General features: G+C 38.4%; 22 protein-coding genes. 1 reads left to right on the top strand and 21 read right to left on the bottom strand.

The genetic code is table 11. The annotated features are described in order from the left end of the window. Positions 1-123 precede the first annotated feature (123 nt). The 21 genes from O6P32_RS13260 to O6P32_RS13160 all read right to left on the bottom strand — a co-directional run bounded on the left by O6P32_RS13260 (position 124) and on the right by O6P32_RS13160 (position 19767). Entirely contained in the window at positions 124-414 is a 291-nt protein-coding gene (locus O6P32_RS13260) for a hypothetical protein (protein ID WP_269879006.1), read from the bottom strand. 297 nt (positions 415-711) lie between these two features. After that, positions 712-2607: a hypothetical protein gene (locus tag O6P32_RS13255; protein ID WP_269879005.1), complete on the bottom strand. Its 1896-nt coding sequence runs from the start codon at positions 2605-2607 to the stop codon at positions 712-714. A 2-nt stretch (positions 2608-2609) separates the two neighbouring features. Further along, positions 2610-3014 carry a hypothetical protein gene (locus O6P32_RS13250; RefSeq protein WP_269879004.1) on the bottom strand — a complete coding sequence of 135 codons (405 nt, stop codon included), beginning with the start codon at positions 3012-3014 and terminating at the stop codon, positions 2610-2612. Further along, positions 3011-3391 carry a hypothetical protein gene (locus O6P32_RS13245; protein WP_269879003.1) on the bottom strand — a complete coding sequence of 127 codons (381 nt, stop codon included), beginning with the start codon at positions 3389-3391 and terminating at the stop codon, positions 3011-3013. The genes O6P32_RS13250 and O6P32_RS13245 overlap by 4 nt, the downstream gene beginning before the upstream one ends. 1 nt (position 3392) lies before the next feature. Beyond that, positions 3393-3857: a DUF6712 family protein gene (locus tag O6P32_RS13240; protein ID WP_269879002.1), complete on the bottom strand. Its 465-nt coding sequence runs from the start codon at positions 3855-3857 to the stop codon at positions 3393-3395. A 22-nt stretch (positions 3858-3879) separates the two neighbouring features. Continuing rightward, complete coding sequence (locus O6P32_RS13235) at positions 3880-5067, bottom strand: hypothetical protein (RefSeq protein WP_269879001.1); 1188 nt, start codon at positions 5065-5067, stop codon at positions 3880-3882. A gap of 19 nt (positions 5068-5086) precedes the next feature. Continuing rightward, positions 5087-5707: a hypothetical protein gene (locus O6P32_RS13230; RefSeq protein ID WP_269879000.1), complete on the bottom strand. Its 621-nt coding sequence runs from the start codon at positions 5705-5707 to the stop codon at positions 5087-5089. Between the two features lie 2 nt (positions 5708-5709). Next, complete coding sequence (locus tag O6P32_RS13225) at positions 5710-6318, bottom strand: hypothetical protein (RefSeq protein WP_269878999.1); 609 nt, start codon at positions 6316-6318, stop codon at positions 5710-5712. 14 nt (positions 6319-6332) lie between these two features. After that, a complete protein-coding gene (locus O6P32_RS13220; RefSeq protein ID WP_269878998.1) occupies positions 6333-7415 on the bottom strand; it encodes a hypothetical protein in 1083 nt (360 codons plus the stop codon). Positions 7416-7420: 5 nt separating this feature from the next. Next, positions 7421-8536 (bottom strand): Clp protease ClpP, encoded by a 1116-nt coding sequence (locus O6P32_RS13215; RefSeq protein WP_269878997.1) that lies wholly within the window; start codon positions 8534-8536, stop codon positions 7421-7423. Positions 8537-8667: 131 nt separating this feature from the next. Then, positions 8668-8901, bottom strand: coding sequence for a hypothetical protein (locus O6P32_RS13210; protein WP_269878996.1), 234 nt, complete (start codon positions 8899-8901; stop codon positions 8668-8670). Next, the gene (locus O6P32_RS13205; protein ID WP_269878995.1) at positions 8898-11489 is read right to left on the bottom strand and encodes a coiled-coil domain-containing protein; all 2592 of its coding nucleotides are present in this window, start codon (positions 11487-11489) and stop codon (positions 8898-8900) included. Before O6P32_RS13205 ends, O6P32_RS13210 begins: the two co-directional genes overlap by 4 nt. Positions 11490-11492: 3 nt before the next feature. Continuing rightward, positions 11493-13382, bottom strand: coding sequence for a hypothetical protein (locus O6P32_RS13200; RefSeq protein WP_269878993.1), 1890 nt, complete (start codon positions 13380-13382; stop codon positions 11493-11495). Further along, positions 13379-14455 carry a hypothetical protein gene (locus tag O6P32_RS13195; RefSeq protein ID WP_269878992.1) on the bottom strand — a complete coding sequence of 359 codons (1077 nt, stop codon included), beginning with the start codon at positions 14453-14455 and terminating at the stop codon, positions 13379-13381. Before O6P32_RS13195 ends, O6P32_RS13200 begins: the two co-directional genes overlap by 4 nt. Continuing rightward, positions 14436-14909: a hypothetical protein gene (locus O6P32_RS13190; protein WP_269878990.1), complete on the bottom strand. Its 474-nt coding sequence runs from the start codon at positions 14907-14909 to the stop codon at positions 14436-14438. Before O6P32_RS13190 ends, O6P32_RS13195 begins: the two co-directional genes overlap by 20 nt. Next, positions 14890-15363, bottom strand: a complete 474-nt coding sequence (locus O6P32_RS13185; protein ID WP_269878988.1) for a hypothetical protein — start codon at positions 15361-15363, stop codon at positions 14890-14892. Before O6P32_RS13185 ends, O6P32_RS13190 begins: the two co-directional genes overlap by 20 nt. Further along, positions 15360-15899 (bottom strand): hypothetical protein, encoded by a 540-nt coding sequence (locus O6P32_RS13180; RefSeq protein ID WP_269878986.1) that lies wholly within the window; start codon positions 15897-15899, stop codon positions 15360-15362. The genes O6P32_RS13185 and O6P32_RS13180 overlap by 4 nt, the downstream gene beginning before the upstream one ends. Next, on the bottom strand, positions 15896-17212 hold the full coding sequence (locus O6P32_RS13175; RefSeq protein ID WP_269878984.1) for a phage terminase large subunit: 1317 nt from the start codon (positions 17210-17212) through the stop codon (positions 15896-15898). Before O6P32_RS13175 ends, O6P32_RS13180 begins: the two co-directional genes overlap by 4 nt. Before the next feature lies 1 nt (position 17213). Beyond that, positions 17214-17756, bottom strand: coding sequence for a DNA-packaging protein (locus O6P32_RS13170; RefSeq protein WP_269878982.1), 543 nt, complete (start codon positions 17754-17756; stop codon positions 17214-17216). Between the two features lie 2 nt (positions 17757-17758). After that, a complete protein-coding gene (locus O6P32_RS13165; RefSeq protein ID WP_269878980.1) occupies positions 17759-19180 on the bottom strand; it encodes a ParB N-terminal domain-containing protein in 1422 nt (473 codons plus the stop codon). After that, complete coding sequence (locus O6P32_RS13160) at positions 19177-19767, bottom strand: ParB N-terminal domain-containing protein (RefSeq protein WP_269878978.1); 591 nt, start codon at positions 19765-19767, stop codon at positions 19177-19179. The genes O6P32_RS13165 and O6P32_RS13160 overlap by 4 nt, the downstream gene beginning before the upstream one ends. 160 nt (positions 19768-19927) lie before the next feature. Here O6P32_RS13160 and O6P32_RS13155 point away from each other — a divergent pair. Beyond that, positions 19928-21299 (top strand): P-loop NTPase fold protein (locus O6P32_RS13155; RefSeq protein WP_269878976.1); only part of this gene is annotated, 1372 nt, incomplete at its 3' end.

Raw genomic sequence — 21299 nt, 5'->3', positions numbered from 1 at the left:
AACTTACCTAGTTTCTCGTGAAAAATCTGTTTACGGCTATCGGAATATTTGTTTAACCGAGATTTATTCCAAGTAACCGACAATTGTCCCCTATTTAAATCATATAAACGTTCAAGCATATAATCAATATTCTTCGAAAAAACTAAGTAATTTTTCTAACTCTTCAATCTCCATTTTTTGAGGATTCATATCACTTATTACCTCTTCTCCATTTTCCGACAAGAAGACAGAATAGGTAAATACAGTTCTATCTATTTTAGATATATTGTCTGATGATATTTGCAACGATTGTGCATCATGAACCATCGTACTAATATATTCTATAGAATCCGGCGTCTTACATGATATGGCAATACGTAGCATTGACTTTATAGGAGCAAAATCAATAAATGAATTAGCAAATGATAATATCATAAAAAAGAATATTGATTATAGTTATTTTTACCAGGCATTAGTTCACCACAAATATGATAAAATAATATGTAATATAAAATTTAGTCTATTAATTAAACTATAATTGATAATAATATTAATAATAAAATTCATAGTTACATTTACATCCACACTATTTTGCAATCTACATATTACAAATTAAGCCTTTACATAAAAAATGCAAAGGCTTAATATTACAGCCAACACAACTTTGTTAAGATATTCATTTGTTTCCCAACCTTCATAAGTTATACATAAAATGAAACTTACCGAGTTACTCTACAAAGTGTAATACTGATTAATAATAGTGGCGCAAAATGCTCCAACCATAGAATAACCATTGTTATTTAAATGCAAATGGTCAGGAAGCCAAGGTCTATAATCTGACCATACATTTTTTTCAATTTCCCAAATTGAGCCGTTGTACTTACGAAAATCATTACCATCTGTTTCAACATGCGCTCTATCATTTGTTTGTGGAGATCCAAAGGCTTGCAAATCCTCTAATGTCGGAAAACTATCTTTGTCATTAGCTCCCCTCCCTTGCGTATAACCAATATATGATTGATTTGTATTGGTGTTAGCTTTCTGAAAATCATTCCAATTATATTTGTTGATACCCAAATTATTAATAAGGTCTATATATTGAATACTGTGATAACCACATATTTCTTTTACCTTTTCCGAAAAATCAAAACTATTAGTTCCATCTCCCCCCCTATTATCATAAGCTGTTTGAGATGCATACGGATAATTACCATGACAATGTATCCCCATCCAAAATATTTTACATCTCATATTTTTGGCTTCTTTTAAGCATTCATATGTTCTTTTAAATACATAATTCATTTTTGCCCATAGTGTGTCTTGATTAGGATACATGTCAGAAGATACACCTACATTAGTAATGAGAGATATATCGTTATATGGACCCCAAAAGACTATTATATCAATATCCTTAACCGTTTCTTTAGTCATTGGATATAATTTCCCTCCAGTATCAGTATCTGGGTCAAAATCGGGTGGAGGGACAGCTCCATCACCGTCTACCATCTGTATTAATCCTATCCCTCCTTTAACTTGATATCTTACATTAGCCAATCCTAATAATCTTTGCATTATCGGTTGATATTGCTTGGCAGCAGATGTGCTATCGCCGATAGACAATAGCTTCTTTCCAGCCACATTAGATGTAGAGATACTTTGCCATTGTTGTATATTTTTTATATCTTTTTCTATTGTGTCTAATCTATTTGTATTACCAACAGAATACAATTTAATAGGATTATCGGCGTTATTAGTAGGCCTAGAAATTCCGACATACGTTATACCTTTAGGTATAAGTAAAACTTTATCGACTTCTGTAAAATCAGAATTACTATCTCCTGCTTCATACACATACTCTGCATTTAATGCCGCTTTACTGGAAAGCAAAGCAATTAATGCAACAGAAGTTCCTTTTTTATAACCATATACTCTTATTGATTCACCTTCTTTGACTGTATAAAAATCACATGTAAATCCGTTATAAGCATCTTGAGTATATTGTTTATTACTATATTTATAATAATACCCTAACACACTATCTTCTTTATCAGTTTCTGTAAAAAACAAGGAATCACTTTGTTCTTTAGACCGTTGAGCGAGTTCAGATAAAAAAGAAATATTATTGATATCAGGACTATACAGATGTAATCTTAGAGTTGGAGAAAATTCTATTTTTGTAGCATACTCTCCTTTAATAATAAATCTTTGCCTTCTTGTTAATTCTGTAAAATTAACTAAATCTATTAATACGTAAGCATCAATTCCGCTACCTTTATAAGCAGAAAGATATACAATTTTTCTTATATTATTATAATCCTCAATATCGTAATAGGCTGCAATTATTGTGCTATCTCTATAAAGAGTTACACCTATAGATGATGTTCCCCATATAATCTCACATACCAACTCACTCCCATAATTTGTAATATTTCTTATGTAAATTTCGGGAATTGATAAATTTGCATTAACACTATCAGAAAATACATATTTTTTTTTCCCATTATCTAACGTGGCAAGCGTCTTGTCTAGATTCCCGCTACCATCACTCATGCCCACAGCCTCACTACTTGTAACAGGATATTGCACTTTTCCATCACTGCCCTTCATTTTTATAATATCTGCTGCCATAATTATATATTTATCTCATTCGTATTTTTTACAACCTCGAAATATATCTCCACATTCGTATCCGTACTCAGATTAAGAATAGCAGAAGCAAGACCAATATCAGATATTGCCTCTTCACAGCTGGTAGCTACCAACTGATAAGCATTGCACTCATCAACGGCACTCTGGTTAATCTTGCCAAAATTCTCCCATAGCGTCAGTCTATACTTCCCTAAATAATGCTGGTCAACTCCATTCACTCGTGAATGCAAGACATTACCAGATACAGTCAGTGGCAAGACTGTCTTTCTTCCCAAAGGGGAAATTAGTACCAGTTTCAAATCCCTGCCCTCAAGACTTATCTTCTCACCATTCGTCAGGACAGCCCACTCAATGACGATATCTTTTCCGATTCTAATCTTTTTCATATTGTCACTTCCGTTACTGATTTAACAACCTCCTTCATCGAGTCAATATCTGATCTCTTGTAGTAGTCAGCCAAATCCACACTACCAATATCTGGAGCAGCACCGGTATCATGCCATTGATCATTAACCACATCGTATACGGTTCCAGGATAAGATTCACCTACCCAAGCAAAATCACCTTGCAAAGGATTAGAATACTTATCTGTAAGACTACCGACACTAGTAAAATAACCTTTAAATTTTGTGGTCGTTAGTTCAATATTTTCAATCGTTCCTACTAATACACGTCCAACACGCTCTGCTGTATTCTCACCTTCTTGTCCAGCATTTCGAACCTGTTGTGCCAGCCTCTTTAATGCATCAATACTTTCAGCCATATCAGTCTCCTATTACTCTATATACGGTTCTGTTTGCCTTTATTTTCCCTTCCCCTTTATAAAGGGGATATTCATCGTTATTTTCATTCAAAAACAGTACACATTCCTTCAGATAGCGGTCAGCAATAGCAAAAGCATCGTCATATACCATAACTTTTTCTTTAAAATCCGGTCTACTACCATACTCGTTTTCTGGCTGCATAAAGCCATGTCGAGTAATGTTGCTATCGCCATTCTTCACGATACGCGCATAGGTATAGTATGCCAATGCCGTTTTTAATCCGGTTAGCAATTTCTTATCCCCGTTTTCCGTTTCATAGACGCCACCATCGAGCAACACCTCGTACTTTTCCGGATTCTCTTTCACGTCAAGATAAAGCGCATCTCCCAAGGCAGACTTTATGTCAATACTTTCAGATTCCCGCAAATAAGTTTCAATTTTCTCGTCATCAATATGTATTGACATCGTGCGAGAAAGAATAGATACCTCAGATGTTGTTATTAGATACTCCTGCATTTCTTACATACTTTAAAGGTTGAACTGAAAAATCATTAGTGGGATTAGCTACTTCATACCAATAGCGGAATATGCGGTCAAATATTCTTTCTATCAAACGCTGCTGCTTACTAACGATAGAATTATAGTACTCGAAGGCATCTTCCAAAATATCGCCAGAGAACCCAACCTTACCCACGCGGATACAATACCATGGTTCCTGACCATATGCCGAATATATACGCTCAACTACACTTGAATCTGTCACGGTAAACTCTTTATCATAATTCTGAGAGTTCAAAGGAACAACTTCAGGCTTTTCCTCTTCGTTTTCAAGCGTAACCTCCATGATTTTACCACAATTCGTATCCCCTTGAAGCTGTAAGAGGGTATCGGTAAAACTATCATCGTCATCTTGAACCTTTACCTCATTCCCTTCATTATCATAAGTGATATTAGAGCCTCTCTTTGTGAAAATTATGGAACCTGGGAAGAAATTATTACGGACATTCCTGTATTTTACATTTGCCAAACCTTCATCGGTGCTCATTTCTGTTACTACACGGTCACCTTTTCCCGTCGGATAAGTATCTTTCCCAGCCATTGACACCCAAAGTACCTGTCCTTTGTAATACTCAATACCTCCAGCAGCTTCTATTTGTGAAAGGACTACTGACTTTAAAGGATTAAACACATCAATGTAATCAATATTCTCTTTCTTCACCTGAATAGCTCTGCCTTTACGCGTTTTCTGACCTGTCCAATCGGGATGAACAGCAATCTTGGAAACATAGCCATTATCATCAGGCTCAACCATTCGACAGTTCTCAAAGGGAATATGATGAAGCTCTACAATCTCACCGTAAATGTTATAATTAACATGCAAAGCAACCCCATTAAAGTCAGCCATATCACGACACACGAGTGAGTGGATATCATCTGCAGTCTCTCCTTTCCGGTTTACTGTATATTCAGAAAAAGTAATCTCACGGAATCCATTACCTTCAATGAAATCAGCGAATCGGTCAGCACACTCTGAAGCAGTGGAGCTAGCAGCTACAATGTTCCGGAATGTCTGAGGATAAAGATTATCTTCCCCATAAGTCTGTATTCCAAGAGCTTGCTGATAATTGGTTTTAAAACGAGTGCCGCTCTTCTTTTTCAAATCATGTACTCTCATAAATTCCGTGAGTTTAAGTTTATTCCTCTATCTTTTCGCCTTCTCCTGTATCATCTGCATCTTTTTCAGGAATTTCTTCCTTCTGTTCTGAAACAATAATGGAAGAAGCTTCTTTTATGTATTCATTCAGCAACTTCTTTGTTACTTTTCGTCCATTCACCTTATAGGTCATAAATTCTTCTAAAATGGAATCGACCGATACCCCATCTTCTAATGCCAGTTTTACATTTTCCAGCAGTTGTGGATCATAAGCCTTACCACGATTATTCACTCTTTCCTGCCAATCATCCGGCATCTTGGAAAAATAATTCGCATTACCGGGATACTTCACAAGGTATTCCTCTGCAATATCATTAGTAAGATTATCATTTGTATAAAAATTAGAGCTTCCAAACTCCATCTGCAGAAGTACCCCATTTTTCAATTTATATTCTGATTTTTCCTTCATCTTTCCATGTTTTTTAAGGTATAACATTGTTTCAATCACAGCATCATGATAACAGTCACTACATGATGTACGTGTAAATTTTTTATCAAGTACATCATTGTACAACTTCTCAATTTCTGTTTTTTCAGAAGGAGAAAGGGAAGATATACTTCCCAATTCCTTCAACCTATTAACCACATCAATTACATCCATAATCATTCAGCTTCTGTAAGCAGCGTTTGCACAAGAGTATCCGTAGCTTCATACGATGTTTTGAAAAGATAGATACCAGACTTAGGAGATTTTGTTTCCTGCATTGTAACCATCCAACCACCTTCCGTATCTTCCGAATACTTTCCATCTGACATTTCAGTAGGCTTCAGCCCTTGATACCATCCATACACCTGGAAAGCACAATCGCCTGGATTTGTCTTACCCATGCCTTTATACTTATTTTCAAGCACCACTACAAACTCACCGTTGGCCAAACCGTCGATGATATTCTCCCTTACGTCCGGGCCATCATCCAACACAACAAAAGCGACAGTGTGTGTGAAGGTATTCCGATATGTTCCGGCCGCAAATGCAGTTCCGGTGCCATTGAAAGGCTGTGAACCCATCGCCAAAACCTTGTATCCCTTCTTCCCTGTTTTAAGAGCCATAGCTTCCAGCACATTCTTGCGGGTAGAGTTAAATGTGGATGCACTGAAATCAATATCCTTACGGTTGACGATAACTCCTTCCTGTTCAAATCCAGGAACAATAGGATCATCGCACGATGGTGCGATGTCCTGTTTCAGTAAATTATCACAAATTCCTGCCATAGTTCCCCCTTTCTTTAATAAGCCATCTGGAACAGATTATCTTCACCAATCAGACAGCCAATCTTACCAGTAGAATACAAGTAATTAACACGTTCTTTACGATCGAACCAGATATCAAGATCTGACATAATCTGGTTAGCTGGAGTACCAACAAACAACTGCTTAGGTGAACCAAATACAGCACGATGCGGAAGATTTAGTTTAGTACCGTTATTCTGATACTTCTGGATGAATCTGTCCCATATGGATACCCGGTAAACCAATGTACCGTTATACTCTGTTACGTCCAACCCTTTGAATATTTGTTCCCATGTAAGGATTTCCTTGTATTCACGCTTTAGGTCTTTTGCAAGAGCATCGCAAAGTGATTTGGTACAGAAGATGCCGGCACCGTCCATTGATGCAATACGTGAATCAGCATTTTCAAGAATACCATCAAAAATACTGATAGCAACTCCTGCTTCTTTCAGTTTACTGAACTGCAAAGCTGTTGATTCTTGATTATTAGCCTCAATTGCTGTTTTCTGACCTGCGTTGGCTGCACCTATAGCAAACAATTGCTTCCAGAATCCGTCCGCTGTCTTGAACAGTTCCACATCCACACCATCTGTAATCTGACCCGAAGATGTTGCATTTTGCGCCTCCGTATCCCCAAACCAGATAAATCGCCACAGCATATGTTTCACGGCCAAGTCCATTGCCGGATAAACGATATCATCCATATATTCGGTAGAAGACAAATCACCAATATCAGTTCCAGTTTTCAAGCAATATTCAGCAATAGTGTTCTGTAAATCAGTATAACACCACTGCAAAGGAATCTGCCAGTCTCCAATTTTCCATTCCTTCTCTGCAAAATTGATATTAGCCTTCTTATAGCTGGGATTACAGCCGGAACCTTTCCAACCGATATCATCCATATCACCAACCCATCCCAATTTATCGCCATTGTGCACATTCTGACGAAGGGTAAAGAAACGTTCTAATTCCTCATCAAGGAAGTTAGTCATAACCAACAATTCTCGGAGACTTCTAATAGCTCCGTTGTCAGGAGTCAGACTCGATAACTGCCCCCAAGTAATTCTTTCATTTGCCATACTTACTATTTACTAAATCTTTGTTTGTTCTTTTCACGAATAGCTGCAAGCTTCTTGTCGATCTTGCTCTCATGTTTTACCTCCGTTCTTCCTGGTACCTGAGGAGCACGGCCAGCCGGTACATACTTGCTGGCTGCAGCTTTTGTGAGTTTTTCAATACCTCCCGCTTTTGCTACAGCATCCAAAATCCTCTGTTCATCTTCCGTTTTGGCATTGGCTGTTAATTCTGCGACCTGCCGCTCTAACTCCGCGATGCGTGCTTCATTGTCTTCATTTCCCCCATCAGCGTCACGGATTTCTGTAATTACACCATCAGTAACCACAATAGTCTTACCATCCGGCATTACATGTTCTCCATCAGGAGAAGCCTTATCTCCCACTTGAGGATCACCTTCTTCACGCTCTACTGTCAATGTATCGCCACCCGCCGTTGTCAACTCTAAAGCGACAGCTGGCACATCCTCAATTTTCTCATAACCTGCTTTAGCAAGAATGCGCTCAAACAAGGACTTCTTTACAGTCATTTCATTTTCTTTACTCATAATTATTGTTTTAGTTGATACTTTAGCCGACTTCGGCATAATTACTTCACTGACAAATCCCAATTGTTTGGCAATTTCTCCACCGAACCACGTTTCTTTTGCCATTTGTTCTTCCAGAAGACTCCGGTCGACTCCGCATCGTTCGACATAAAGCGACAACATTCTTTCTCTCTCAGCTTCTAATCCTGCTTTAAGTGATTCCAAAGCAGAAATATCCAAAGAACCCTCAATTCCAGGACAAAAGGGAGAATGAATCAGAATCTTTGCGTGTGGATACATTTTTCTTCGCTCAATAGGAGCAGCCAGCAGAATAACTGTTGCCATGGATGCACATCTTCCCACTACAGTAGCAGAAATCTCCTTACCAGTAGCACGTAAAGCATCATAGATAGCATATCCCTCGGCTACATCACCACCGCATGAATGAAGTTCTATGTCAATGTGATTATCATCTGGAGTAACCCAACCCAGAAAATCCTGAACATCTGAAAATGACATTCCATCTACTCCGGTCAGATACCAGTTTTCCATCTTATCGGAATCTGCTACAATGTCTTTGTTGATGAATAATTTAGCCATATCTTGTAATCGTTTGAAACAAAGGTAAGAAACAGGATATGGCTATAAGAATTTATTAGACCAATAGCACTGACACGCCCTGTCAGTCATTTTTCACAAAAAAAGAGGTGAGCCTCTGCCCACCTCATACATCACATCTCCACTTTTGTAGAAAATTTCTTCACAATCCTATATATGGTTCTCTCATCGACATTGTATTCATCGGCAAGATACTGCAGTATATAAGTTTTCTTGTGTCCTTCACTTGTAAGACGCTGATAGTCCTTAAACAATTCCAAATATCTTACATCTGACGGTTGCACTGGAAGTGTTTGTAATTGCTCCATCACCCCCTTATGAGTTGTCAGAAATTCATATGCATTCATAAGCTACCGTTACTCTCTAAGAATTTAACTTTATTTGCGACCGAAGTAAACTCCTCTACCGAAACCTGTGGGGCAGGTGCCATCAACATACCTTTTGCTACGGCTCTGGCCAACATATCTTCTCCAATAGATTGACTACTTGACTGTGCAACATTAATAGGAACTCCCCCACCCATCATATTGAATGATGAGAGAATTGGGGCAAACATAGAGGTGGCTCTGGCCGTAATTACCGATTCCCCATTACTAAGTTGAGCCGGAACACTATCACTTGTTCCTGTACCTGGACCGGTAACTAAACCACCTGTTGCAAATTTAGCACTTTTTACCGTATTAATTGCTGTTGTTATGTTAGTTAATATGGTGGCAATTGTAGTGGCTATTGCTGCGATATTAGCAGGGAACGGTACCGACTGAGCCTGTGCCACACCTGCAGCTATAGCCTTACCCGTATTAATTGCAATTTCTGCTAACGCAAGTGTTTTACTCAAAATAGCAAACCCTCTATTGGATTCCCCTAATGCATCAAAAGCTGAAGACAAACCTGAAGTTATTGTCTCTATAGCTTCAAATTTTGTCTGTTCAATTTCAATTTCTTTTTCTGATATAGCTTGCTTAGCATCAATGTATTCTTGATTAGCCAAAAGCTTACGGTTCAGAAACTCCTGCTCACTTTCTCCTTCCTGTTGCTGTATGCTATTCAGTAACTCTAACTTCTGGGAAGCCTGTGCCTGAAGTATCTCTAACTCACTTGCTCCAGATTGCTGCATCTGCATGATTTCATTCTCCATCCTCAAGCGGACAGCCTCCTGCTGTTTTGCAGATATATCCTGCTCATGTTGCAGCGCCAAATCATCAAACAGCTTATTGTATTTATCTACAATAGCCAGCTTCATCTGCTCGGTCAGTTCCTTGTCTGAGAGCTCAGCATCACGCTGGGCAGCTAATTGTTGTAATCTCAATTGATACTCCTGTTCACTTCCTTCCTTAACAGCTTCAAGTTGCAGAGAAATAAGTTTTGTGCGTTCATCTATCTCTCTTTGAAGTTCTTCATCAGACAGTTTCTGTAACTCCACATTCTTCTGTTGTTCCAGAGAAACAATCTGACTATTGATGGCTTCCCTTGCTTTAACAGTAAGATTCTCTTCCTGCTTCAAACGAATCTGAAGGTCTTCAATCTGACGAGAATAGTTCAGTTCTATCTCCTTTCTCGCCTGCTCACGTTTATCCTTCACCAGTGCAAGCATAGCATCCTCAGCAGCTCTCACTGCTTCCAACTCAACCTGCTTAGCCTCTTTTGCTGCATCTGCTCTCTCTTTTTCAGCAGACTTTATCTCATTCGCCAACGACACTTCTCTGCCCAATAACTCACCTCTTTTATCCTGATATTCGGTAAGTGCATTGTACATTTCCACCTCTGCTTGAGCAATGGCATCATTTGTTTCTTTGGTATTATCGGCCATTGCATTCTGCTGCACCATTAGTTCATATCGTCTTTTAGCCAGCTCATAATTCTTCTTACTGGCTTCCTCTTCCAAACGATTAGCTTCTCTAATAGCCTCCATACGTTCTTTAGCTGAGACATTCAACTCATCATCAGCCTTAGCCTTCAATGTTGCAATAGTAAGCGCATTCTTAGCATTCTGCACCTGCAGATTACGTGTATCACGATCTATTGCTGCCTGCTCCTTTGCCATAGCGATATATCTTTCATTCTCTTTATTAACCGATGCAATATATTTCCCTAAAACTGGAATCTTTTCTAACTGAGTATTAATCCATTTTGCCATTTTTCCTCCAGCTTCTACAACAGATAGAATACTACTTGCCACAACCTGCAATACTTTTCCTATCCCATCCAACACCATTTTCATTGGAGCCAATACAGCGTTCCAACGATTAGTATTTTCCTCACTAGATTTAATACCCTTGGCAACAGCCATAATAACCACAGCTATGGCAGAAATAACAGCTACAATTGGATTGGCCAACAATGCGAGCAAAGACTTTGAAAAGTTCTTTACTGCAGTTCCTGCAGCCAGTGTTGCTTTCTGTATACCTCCCATTTCCTCTTGGACATCCATCAAAGATCCAATAAAGGGAACGTTGCTAGCTACAGCATTCTTGATAGCCTGCTCATAATTACCTACATTGCGATAATAACGCTGAGTTTCTTCCTCGCTACCCTTAATCGCATCAGTAATATCATTTATCTTATCCTTCAAATCTGTACCTCTGGCTCCCTTTCTTTCAGCCTCCGATAGCGCATCATATTCCGCAGTCAGATTGGATAACTGGGCACGTAGAGATACAAGGCTATTTTCTTGAGCTTTCTCCTGCTTAATCTGATTCTGCATAGTTTTTGTAATTACCCGTATTGAATCATTACAGTCTGCTATATATGCTTTGGAAGCTGCTATTTCTTCATTATACTGCTGGCGAGATATTTCTCCATTCTTTAATTGCTTTTTCAATTGTACCTCTGCAGCTCGCGCTTCGTCTATCTTGGTTTGGTATTCAGCAATTGCCTTTATAGCCTCACTATAGTTAACCTTAATATCAAGGATTTTTTCTTGTTTTTCTGCCATAATTTAAAGTTGAAATAATTTGCACTCACATATACCGGTCTTCTCTGCTTTAATGCTAATAATAGCATAGAACTTGCCATATTGTCCCAAGTAAATAGGGACAGACATATCCAACTTCTTCAGTTCATAGTCCGGAATCTCTATTAGCTCTGTTATTACCTTAGGTTCTCGAACCTCTTCCTGATAGGTCTTGTATTGCGTTGCTATAATACTTACCCAATCCATACCTTCGAATGTGGCAATTGTCTGATTTTCCATGACCAAAAGTCGAGGTATCAGATTATCATTATACTCCAATTCTCCATTTTCATTATACGAGTACAAAGGAATCTCTGTATATGGCCCAGTTCGAGAACTTTTAATCTCAGAAGCAGCAAATGGAAGAGTTATTACTTCCTCTTCTTCGTCCAATGTCTTATCATCAACATAGATTATCCCATCATTCTTCCCTTCATCATCATCCTTCCACTTGTAAATGTTTTTCTGCGCAAAGTTATCAAGGCTAAAGGATAGTATCTTTGGTCTATTCTGAGAATAAGATGCTACAACCCTTTTGGTCCAGTTGAGTGCTTTAGACTTGTTAGATACAATCTCATCCATCGTAATAAAACGTATTCCATCAGAATCCGGTATAGCAAACATCCCACATAGAGAAGATATCGCCTTAATAAAGTCTATCTGTTTAATATCCGGAAGATTAGGAACATAATAGAAACGATTTACATACTCTGATGTTTCTCTATTAGCAGATACATATATTTGATTGGCTTTAGGCTTTAAAGAAAGAGAATTACATGATTCAACTTGAATCCTTATGGATGTGTAATTTGTAGAAACCTCAAACCACAATAATTCTTGATCACTCAGTACAATATCATCATCTACTCTATATATAACTCTTCGCCTATACTCTCCTTGCCCATCCTGGCCCAAATTTTCCGTACGGACTGGGGTAAATATTTGCTCCATTCTGTTGTGATACTCATTGTACATGCCAAATTCAAAATCCTCAAAGTTATTATCTGAATTTATTAATATTAATGTCACATCAAAAGACACATGTACATCTATTTTTTTATATTTTGAACCAATCTTACAAATCAATTTTTTACCGGAAATGAATCTATAATCCCATTTAAGATAATAATTACTTTCCTCGTTTAGAGCAAATCCTAAAAGCAAGCGACTTCGCCCATATGGATTTTCCTCAGACTCTAGTACATTATACCAATTCTCATATTGCAATGAAACTTGATTACTTTCAGACTGTCTATCTGCATCATTTCTTGTCAGCAATGGTATAACCAATCGCTCTACAAAACCCTGTCTGGATTCAGGAATAACAAATTTCACTCCACTATCTTTACTTATCTTGTCCAATATCCATTTAGCGGAAACAGCTGGATGAAACCATGCATTAGGTTCATCATTCTTAAATCCATAACTCAACCAAGGCAAACGGGGTGAATTACTCAGTTCCTTACTCCACACAATATAATCCTCATTTTCCACCATGCCATAAGACAAGTCTTGCAATGTTCTATCTCCATTGACAATTTCAGCAAAAGCAGATACATTTCCCCACGCCATTGCTACATCTATTGTATCGGAAACTTCCATCAACGTAACACTAGCATCCGAAACAATTTCCACACCATTACGTAAATATCTGCCTTTATGGTTGATGCGTGGAAACCGTGTACTACATGCCGGAAGGTGTGCATGCTCTATTACCTTGCGGTTTCTCACAGTCATTGGCAACTTTATACTATATGTATTATTACTTACAATCTTGCTAACCTCTGTGAAAAGATTGCTCTTGAAATTCAATGTAATATTGGTATTATCATCAATATCCACTGCCTTATTGTCAATGTAAAGTTCGTTTTTCATAGGCTTTGTAAATTAAGTTCAGGAAGGACTATTGTACACACAAAATCCTGCAAAGAAGCTGATGTTTTCACATAATTCTCTACAGACACATTAACACCCATCCACTGAGCAACTCCATCTTGATATCCGCAGAACATATCCACAACAGGGGAGGTTGCAAGTTCGAATAGAAAATTATAAGTATCACTATCTACCAATGAAGCACAAACAGGAAGAGTTATACTCTCACTTTTACGCTGATGTCGCCCTGATCCCCCATGATATCCACTAATAAAACTATAACTCTGCATAATGTTTCTAATAAACTCTCCATCATTGCTCACCTGTCTAGTCTCTTCTCCTGGGAGAAACAACCAATAACAATACATGCCGTGTCTATTAATCCATCGAAGATATATCCCACACTCACTGTTATCAATTGTACACTCAATTTTTGTAGGAGTATTCATAAGTTCTTTAAACGGGACATCGAATGTATGATCAAATACAGAAGCTGAAAATTCATTTCCCGGAAGGTTGAACACAAGTGTAGTAGTAGCATTAATATCTATTGGGATTAAGTTCCACAACCCTTGTCCTGCCAGTACAATCGGCTCCGCTTGTTTACCGTCAACAATAACCTCTACATTACCAATTGTAGCAGAATACATACTCACTGAAAATGGATAATTCTTAAACCAAGTCAACTTCCGACTTCCATTAAATCGTTCTCCTATTCTCATCACTCCCCAAATCACAAATACAGAAAAACAGAAACTATCATTCGGTACATCTATACTGATATCTAATTTACGCCCTAACTTACTATCCGATACTGCTTTTTGAGAATAATCTATTATAGTACTTTCTAACGCATCAAAGAATCCTTGCACATAGGAAGAAATATCAAAGAACACTGAATCCCCATACATTTCCCTACTCTCTTCATACGATACACCACTCTGAACATCTTCTACCGTAACTTTTACCCAATCAAAAGTCTTTCCGTAAACATTAATAATTATTGGATTGAAAGCAAAGGCTATCATATCCGGATATTCAACTGTTACTCCACTAAACTCGCTCTTCCTCATTGAAATTCAAATTAATATGTTCTACTTCTGCATCAAACACTCTCAATATTCTACTCATAATTACTTCAATGGTGTCTTCCATATCAGAAGAATATATATCCTCCTTCTGACCAGACCGATACAACTGTGTTCCTTCACTGGCAATCTTTCGGGCAACTAGATAAGCAAAAGATTTAGGACGATTTACCTTGATACCCTTATCCTCCATCCACTGCTCAATTATTTTGTAAAATCCTTTTGGCACCTTACCTGATTTTCTTCCGGTTTCCAAAACGCCAAAAGCCTGACGCCCCCACAAGATGGCTCCATCCTCAGTTTCCTCTACCACTAAACTGTCACGAGTTGCTCCAGAAGCAACTTGTCCCGCAGCTTCATGTCTGGCAATAATTCGCCCCTTGAGTCCCTCTAGTTCATCACAGACAATCCGAATTACATCACTCCTTAGACTTTCCATAGACTATTTCCTCCACGCTTTTCGTTGGGCACAATACTGTTCCTGAGAGCTCCTTTAGCTGCAAGGAAATAGTGATTCCTGTTACATTCACACTCAACTTGTCGTAAAATACAGAATAAGGGATATCACCTGTTACCTGCTCGAATAATCCGGAACGGTTCAGATTTAGGACAAACTCCTTAGCCATATTCTTACACCTTTCGATTACTGAATCATTCTCTGTCCCATCAAAGTCGAAGTCTGACTTATCCATAAAAGCTATCATACAATTCGGATAATCTTTTAGCTGTGTCATGCCCAAACTTAATGCCCCACTAACTGGGAGAAGATTTAATACAGCAGGAAGAGGAAGCTTGTCAAGCCGTATGTTTGCAGTCTGCCAATTGTCAAAGATGTAAGTCACACCAGCCATCTTATCGACAACACTTTTGATTTTCTGTTCTACCGTCATCATTTCTTATTTTTGTTTAGGTTTTTTCTTAATCTCCGTTCAAACAGCACTTTCTTAGCATCCATATCCAAGCACTTATATACACGTATCCACGGAACATATTCTACCGCCTCATGATCTGTTATTCCCATTCTTTGAGCATAATAGTCAAGCAGCCCAAACAACCCAAAATTCAGCCGGTCCACTCCTGCTTGCTTTTCTTCGGGAGTTGGAGGAACAGAGGTCGATGCAAACAGCTTATTAATACGCTTGACTTCTTTAGCCACCCAATATACAAAGCCCAATACCTCCACTGCATCAGCCTTGAGCAATCTACTCTCATTGATAGACAACAGTAATCTGCATGGAATAAACAAGAAATCTTTACCTGTAGCAATAGACTGTAATTGCATAAGCTCACCCATTGTCAAATCGTTCAGCGTCTCCGGTGTTTTTCTATGGCAAACAGAATACGGTTTCGGTAAAGCTTCCATTCTTTGCTGTAAAGCTTCCATATCCGAAGCTAAATCACTTATCTTAATAAACTCATATAATGTCATATCCTTCCAACTTTAGCTTTAGGTCTGTGAATCATTGGTTTAATTCGGAAATACATAGCCATAATCAGCATATCCAAATAGTCAGGAGAATGACCCAATATTTCCTTCATCTTTTCTTTGCTGATTATCCCTTTCTTCCGAGTATCTGCATCAATATGCGCCTGCTTGAGAACAGACAACTCTTCGACAATTCGCTCCCGTTGTGCTTCTGAGCAAACTATACGAAGCAGTCTATTGTTAACCATCTCAGCCAGCTTAAAGGCACACTCAGACTTTAGGTTGTCAAACTCCTTATTGAGAGGCTGAGTTCCTCCATGAAACTCCTTGATTCCGTTCAGATAGCTTTCAAGATAACTACCCAAACCATCAGAGTCCGCTATCATCTTACTGCGAGGAATTGAACACTCTATCATCATACGCTTCAAGTCTGTCTCAATGGATTTCCCAGTACTATACTCCTGGTCCAATTTGATATAGCATACATTCCCTTTCCAGTGTCCGGCCACAAAACGGTCACGCCCCTTCATCGCAAGGTCGGCAGAACCGGTAGATTCACCTGCAGGAGTAACAAAATCATTTGTAAACAAGTCACAAATAGCATCATAGTCACACAAGGCAGTCGGATCATTGTCATACTCCCAGTTTCCGAAGTACAGACGTTCTTTTGTAACTCGGTCTTTCGTGTTACGCAAGCTCTCGATATAGTCTGCCGTAGCCCAAGGATTATCCTGCACCAAAGCTTGAATGAAAGCATACGGTTCTTTTAGCTTACCTTCTTTCCACGGTTTGTAGAAGTCACGGTAAAGCCAGTTCTTCTTCGGGTTACAGGTAATAAGTATCTTCCCTGGCACATTATATACATCATTCATATGGCGTCCGATACGAGTTTTTAGAACCTCAAAGGCAAGATAATGCACCTCACCAGCTTCCTCAATCCATCCTCCGGTGTACTCTTTTGAACCTAAACGCTCATACATCGGGTCTTTTACAGGATAATAAGTGAGGTCTAGAAAGATTATCTCGGAGCCATTATCAAAACTTATACCCTCATCCGTTGACTTATATGCAGTAAAGCCATGCTGCTTTGCAACCTTATCAAAGGTTACAGCAACAGACTGACGGCTATCTTTCAAATTATTTCGGCCAACAAACCAACGCGTACCAGGAAGGTAGTAGCCACACTGCATAAGCCATTCACAGCCTAACCATGATTTGCCACCACCTCCGGCACCACCATACAGCAGGTACTTCGTTACGTCATCGCGAAGATAGTTGTATGCCAACCGTTGTTTTAAATTGACCTTTTGCTCCATATCACTTCAATTTATCAGCTTCCGGAGTATACGGAAGAAAATCAAATCCTTTGAACGGTTTTCCTTGTGTTGTATGGTCCACTTCCTGCTTGTCAGCCAATCCCAAAGTACGTGCAATGATGTTTGCATTGAAAGCCCCAACACAAGCCCCTTCGAACTGCTGCGTCTTGATGGTTTCCTCCACACGCGCGATGACTTGCAGAAAATCTTCATCCCCTTTATTTATACAATCATCCCGAAAGCTACTCCACCACCTTGTAGAAGCACCTAAATACACGCATAATCCCATGAGAGAGTACGGTCTTGATGTTGGGGTAACTTCCTGCTGAGTATGCTGCTGGTTCTCCGTTATGATTTCATTTCCCTTAGCCACTCTAACCGGAACAGTCTTCTTTACTGCCTTTCGGGTAGTCCAAGGATTTTCATCGCACCATTGGAAATATTCACACGCTGCTTCCCATAGAAGTTCCGGCGTGGCAAAGAGCTTATCTCTGCCATGCTTACTTCTCAACATCCAAAACTGATTTCCCTTAGGTGCAGCCATTATTATAACTTTTCAAATATTGGTAATATGTCTTTATCCAAATCCCATCTTCTATTATTAGGAAGTGGAAGAGTAAACTCTGCTTGTAATGCCTTCATGTAATCCTCCTTTTTCGCTTTCCGCTCATTAACCGTCATAACCTGGAATGAAGATCCGCGAAGCTCTCGTTCTTGGCCAACCGGAACACCTCTTTCAAAGATTTCAAATGTATCACCGATATAAGCCTTGTTCAGACGGACCACGTCAGCGGTTGAATGATAATGCTGGAAATACCATTCTCCAAAACGGAAGTTAGCTGTGAAGTTATTAGCATCGAGGAATACCGCCTTCGAACGATAGTCATGAGTTTCTTTCCTTTCAGATGACTTCTGGACAAACAATAATGGAATGCCAGACCAGAAAATCTTACCTCCAGGCTTACACAAAGCAGAAAGAGTAAGCAAAACATTCTTTTCATCCTCAAGAGAATTTACTGAGTTCAGTACACTATCACATACGACCACATCATACAGTCCATATTCCGACAGAGTTCTGCAAAGAGCTGTACAATCCTGACGTATCTCCTTCTCATCTATGATATCAGCTCCATCCTTACGATGGAAGAACTCAATAGCGTCAATCCGATATCCTTTCTTCTGCAACATAGTCACATAATCCTTTTGGCCAGCCCCGAAATCAAGTACACGTGTCTCTTTTGTTATATTGGGGATTACTAAAGACTCATATAAGGTCGAATGGCTTCTACTGCTCGGAACTCCATTCTTTTGGCGTAAGCGCGCCTTTTGTGCAAAAGACTGTATATAAGTCTTTCTCTCCAAGTGGGAATACTCAAACACCCCATACTCTTTCGAGAAATAGGATAAAGCCAGTTCATCCTTTCCTTCCGGAAGGACATAAACAAGCAGATCCATTCCCAAAAGTTTTACCGTCTTGGCATATACGGTAGAAATTATAACCTTACCAGTGTGATCGCATACAGCATTGGCAAACTGCCCATACCGAAGAATCATTTTCGTAAGGTCCACCACACGAGAGTTATTCCCTCCTTTTGTTATAAGAGTGATATCCTTATTCGGAACAGTAAAAAAACCTTCGGCACCAGCAGGAAGAGCCACATGAATGTCTGGTTGTATTTCAGATACCTCACATTCTGCATAGTTGTGAAGCTGATTAAAACGTACCTCATCGGTTGAGTTTACCCCATCGAGGATAAATGCCGGCACATGGGTATATCCCAGCAGCTTCATTGTCTTAGTACGCTGATGCCCTGCCATAATACGATTGTCAGACCTACGGATAATGATAGGCTTGATAATGCCAAGCTCTATTATTGACTTCTTCAAATTCTCCTGAGCTTCCGGAGTAAGTAACCTCGGGTTATATTCTGCAGGATTCAATACCGATATATCTATATACTCCATCATACTCCCAACAGATTATTGACAAAGCCAATCATTACACCATTCTCTTCCAGATACTCATTGGCCCGCTGTTTCAGTCCTTCAAGTTCTATATCAGTTATCGGTATCTTATACCCCTCAAATGCCAGGTACTTGATATGCGCTCCAGCTTCATAATTTTCATTCCGGAGTACGTTATGAGTATCTTCTATCTCATTAGAGAAATCATTCATCTCAGGGAAGCTGATACCGTCCAAGCCCCACTCCATCAACTCACGACAATCCCATTCAAACAAACGTGTCATATCCCATTGTCCATTGCTGACATTATCGCGGATAATGATTTCACGCTCGCGCTCCTCTGTCAGATTCGGAATAAGAACAGTTGGGACTTCTTGAATTCCAAGCTGAACACATGCTTCATAGCGCTGGTTCCCTGCAATAATGACCAGTTCTCCAGTACGATCAGAAAGGATAATCGGTCGAGCTTCAAAGTAATCCGGATTCTTTTGTATGGATTCTTGTAGCTTAGCCAGTTGTTCCTTCGTTATGGAACGAGGGTTATTTTCCAGCCTTTTTAAAGTCTCTGTTTTTCTGTAAATTACTTCCATATTTCTCAGTATTTGCGTTACAGAAACAAATTTACCCGATAACCGCCACAAAGCAGTTGCCGGGTATATGCAAAGCACTGACAGGTAGTTGTCAGTAGGATTTTGATTCAGTTATTTCTTTGTGTATATTTGAAAGCAGAATTTCTAAACAAAATAAAACATGGAAATAAGCATCAAAAGTGAATCCGAAAGATTCCAGCAATTTTTATTAGAAGAAAACAATAACAATATTATTTTCTCTGGTATTTATGGGATTGGAAAATCTTACTTCATCAACGACTTTTTCAATAATCAACACCCTAAGGAATATATACCAATTATTCTTACTCCTGTAAATTATTCTGTAGCCAACAATGAAGATATATTTGAATACATTAAAGCAGACATCCTATTGCAATTATTAGGAAAGGTTGCATGCGACTTAAAAGAATGTAAAATATCAACTTCGGTAGCGACCTATTATTATATCAAAAATAACTTAGGCTCCATTATTGGAAATATCCTTTCAACGGCAGAAAAAGTATGTTTCCAAACAGATATAATCAACCAGCTCTTAAAATTAAGAGAAAATATTAAACAATTTCAAGAAAGTGACCCTATCCAAGAAGATAAAGAAATAGAAAAGTTTATAACTGGGCTATCACAAAAGCAGGGTTCTATTTATGAAAGTAATATAATTACCCAAATTATACAGACTCTGATTTCAAATGCAAAAGAAGAAGAAGAAAACCACAAAGAAGCCGTTTTAGTTATAGATGATCTAGACCGTATAGACCCAGAACACATATTCAGAATACTCAATATTTTTTCAGCTCATAATGATTTCTGTGGGGGCAATGAGCACAAGTTTAAGTTTGATAAAACAATATTGGTCTGCGACATTGAAAATATCAGAAAAATCTTTCATGCTAAATATGGTGCTGATGTTGATTTTTCAGGCTATATAGATAAATTTTACAGTAAGGAAATTTTCCATTTTGATAATGTGAATGAGATAGCAAAATGTATAGCAAATCAAGTAGTAAAAATTAATTCTGACTCAGATATATTTATAGAAGATAATTATTCACATATAGCTTTAGTGTTCATCTTAAGAAATCTAATCAACTACAATCTCATAAATATTCGAACGCTAGAGAAATTTGAATATACATATAATATAGGGCATCGTTGTATACTTTATAATACTCAAAGATACTCGATAGCACTTTCACCAGCACTTACCATTTTTGAGTTCCTTAAACGTGTATCAGGATCGCCAGAGGCTTTAATGTCAAAATTTGAAATTCTTTCAATGAAAAATAAATTTTACAATAAATACGATGAAAATTATATACCTCAATCATTTATAATATTAGCTGATCTTCAAAACAATCAATTAACTAAAACCGAACAGTTAAACTATAAAGGAATAAATTACAATATTGATGTAAACAAACCTATGCTAATCACTAATAATGTAGATTATAAAAGTTTAGATGAAGTTCCTGTGAATTTATTTGAAATGATTTATGACGCATATTCAAATTATC

The organism is Phocaeicola acetigenes, assembly GCF_027529745.1.
Lineage (GTDB): Bacteria > Bacteroidota > Bacteroidia > Bacteroidales > Bacteroidaceae > Phocaeicola > Phocaeicola acetigenes.
This window is presented reverse-complemented; position numbering and strand designations above follow the sequence as displayed.

Bases quoted from the DNA above. Each gene is read 5' to 3' on its own strand.
- O6P32_RS13160 (WP_269878978.1), bottom strand. From the start codon at position 19,767: ATGGAAGTAATTTACAGAAAAACAGAGACTTTAAAAAGGCTGGAAAAT.
- O6P32_RS13185 (WP_269878988.1), bottom strand. From the start codon at position 15,363: ATGATGACGGTAGAACAGAAAATCAAAAGTGTTGTCGATAAGATGGCT.
- O6P32_RS13235 (WP_269879001.1), bottom strand. From the start codon at position 5,067: ATGAGAGTACATGATTTGAAAAAGAAGAGCGGCACTCGTTTTAAAACC.
- O6P32_RS13200 (WP_269878993.1), bottom strand. From the start codon at position 13,382: ATGAAAAACGAACTTTACATTGACAATAAGGCAGTGGATATTGATGAT.
- O6P32_RS13170 (WP_269878982.1), bottom strand. From the start codon at position 17,756: ATGGCTGCACCTAAGGGAAATCAGTTTTGGATGTTGAGAAGTAAGCAT.
- O6P32_RS13220 (WP_269878998.1), bottom strand. From the start codon at position 7,415: ATGGCAAATGAAAGAATTACTTGGGGGCAGTTATCGAGTCTGACTCCT.
- O6P32_RS13210 (WP_269878996.1), bottom strand. From the start codon at position 8,901: ATGAATGCATATGAATTTCTGACAACTCATAAGGGGGTGATGGAGCAA.
- O6P32_RS13240 (WP_269879002.1), bottom strand. From the start codon at position 3,857: ATGTCAATACATATTGATGACGAGAAAATTGAAACTTATTTGCGGGAA.
- O6P32_RS13175 (WP_269878984.1), bottom strand. From the start codon at position 17,212: ATGGAGCAAAAGGTCAATTTAAAACAACGGTTGGCATACAACTATCTT.
- O6P32_RS13165 (WP_269878980.1), bottom strand. From the start codon at position 19,180: ATGATGGAGTATATAGATATATCGGTATTGAATCCTGCAGAATATAAC.
- O6P32_RS13190 (WP_269878990.1), bottom strand. From the start codon at position 14,909: ATGGAAAGTCTAAGGAGTGATGTAATTCGGATTGTCTGTGATGAACTA.
- O6P32_RS13225 (WP_269878999.1), bottom strand. From the start codon at position 6,318: ATGGCAGGAATTTGTGATAATTTACTGAAACAGGACATCGCACCATCG.
- O6P32_RS13195 (WP_269878992.1), bottom strand. From the start codon at position 14,455: ATGAGGAAGAGCGAGTTTAGTGGAGTAACAGTTGAATATCCGGATATG.
- O6P32_RS13205 (WP_269878995.1), bottom strand. From the start codon at position 11,489: ATGGCAGAAAAACAAGAAAAAATCCTTGATATTAAGGTTAACTATAGT.
- O6P32_RS13215 (WP_269878997.1), bottom strand. From the start codon at position 8,536: ATGGCTAAATTATTCATCAACAAAGACATTGTAGCAGATTCCGATAAG.
- O6P32_RS13230 (WP_269879000.1), bottom strand. From the start codon at position 5,707: ATGGATGTAATTGATGTGGTTAATAGGTTGAAGGAATTGGGAAGTATA.
- O6P32_RS13260 (WP_269879006.1), bottom strand. From the start codon at position 414: ATGATATTATCATTTGCTAATTCATTTATTGATTTTGCTCCTATAAAG.
- O6P32_RS13250 (WP_269879004.1), bottom strand. From the start codon at position 3,014: ATGAAAAAGATTAGAATCGGAAAAGATATCGTCATTGAGTGGGCTGTC.
- O6P32_RS13245 (WP_269879003.1), bottom strand. From the start codon at position 3,391: ATGGCTGAAAGTATTGATGCATTAAAGAGGCTGGCACAACAGGTTCGA.
- O6P32_RS13255 (WP_269879005.1), bottom strand. From the start codon at position 2,607: ATGGCAGCAGATATTATAAAAATGAAGGGCAGTGATGGAAAAGTGCAA.
- O6P32_RS13180 (WP_269878986.1), bottom strand. From the start codon at position 15,899: ATGACATTATATGAGTTTATTAAGATAAGTGATTTAGCTTCGGATATG.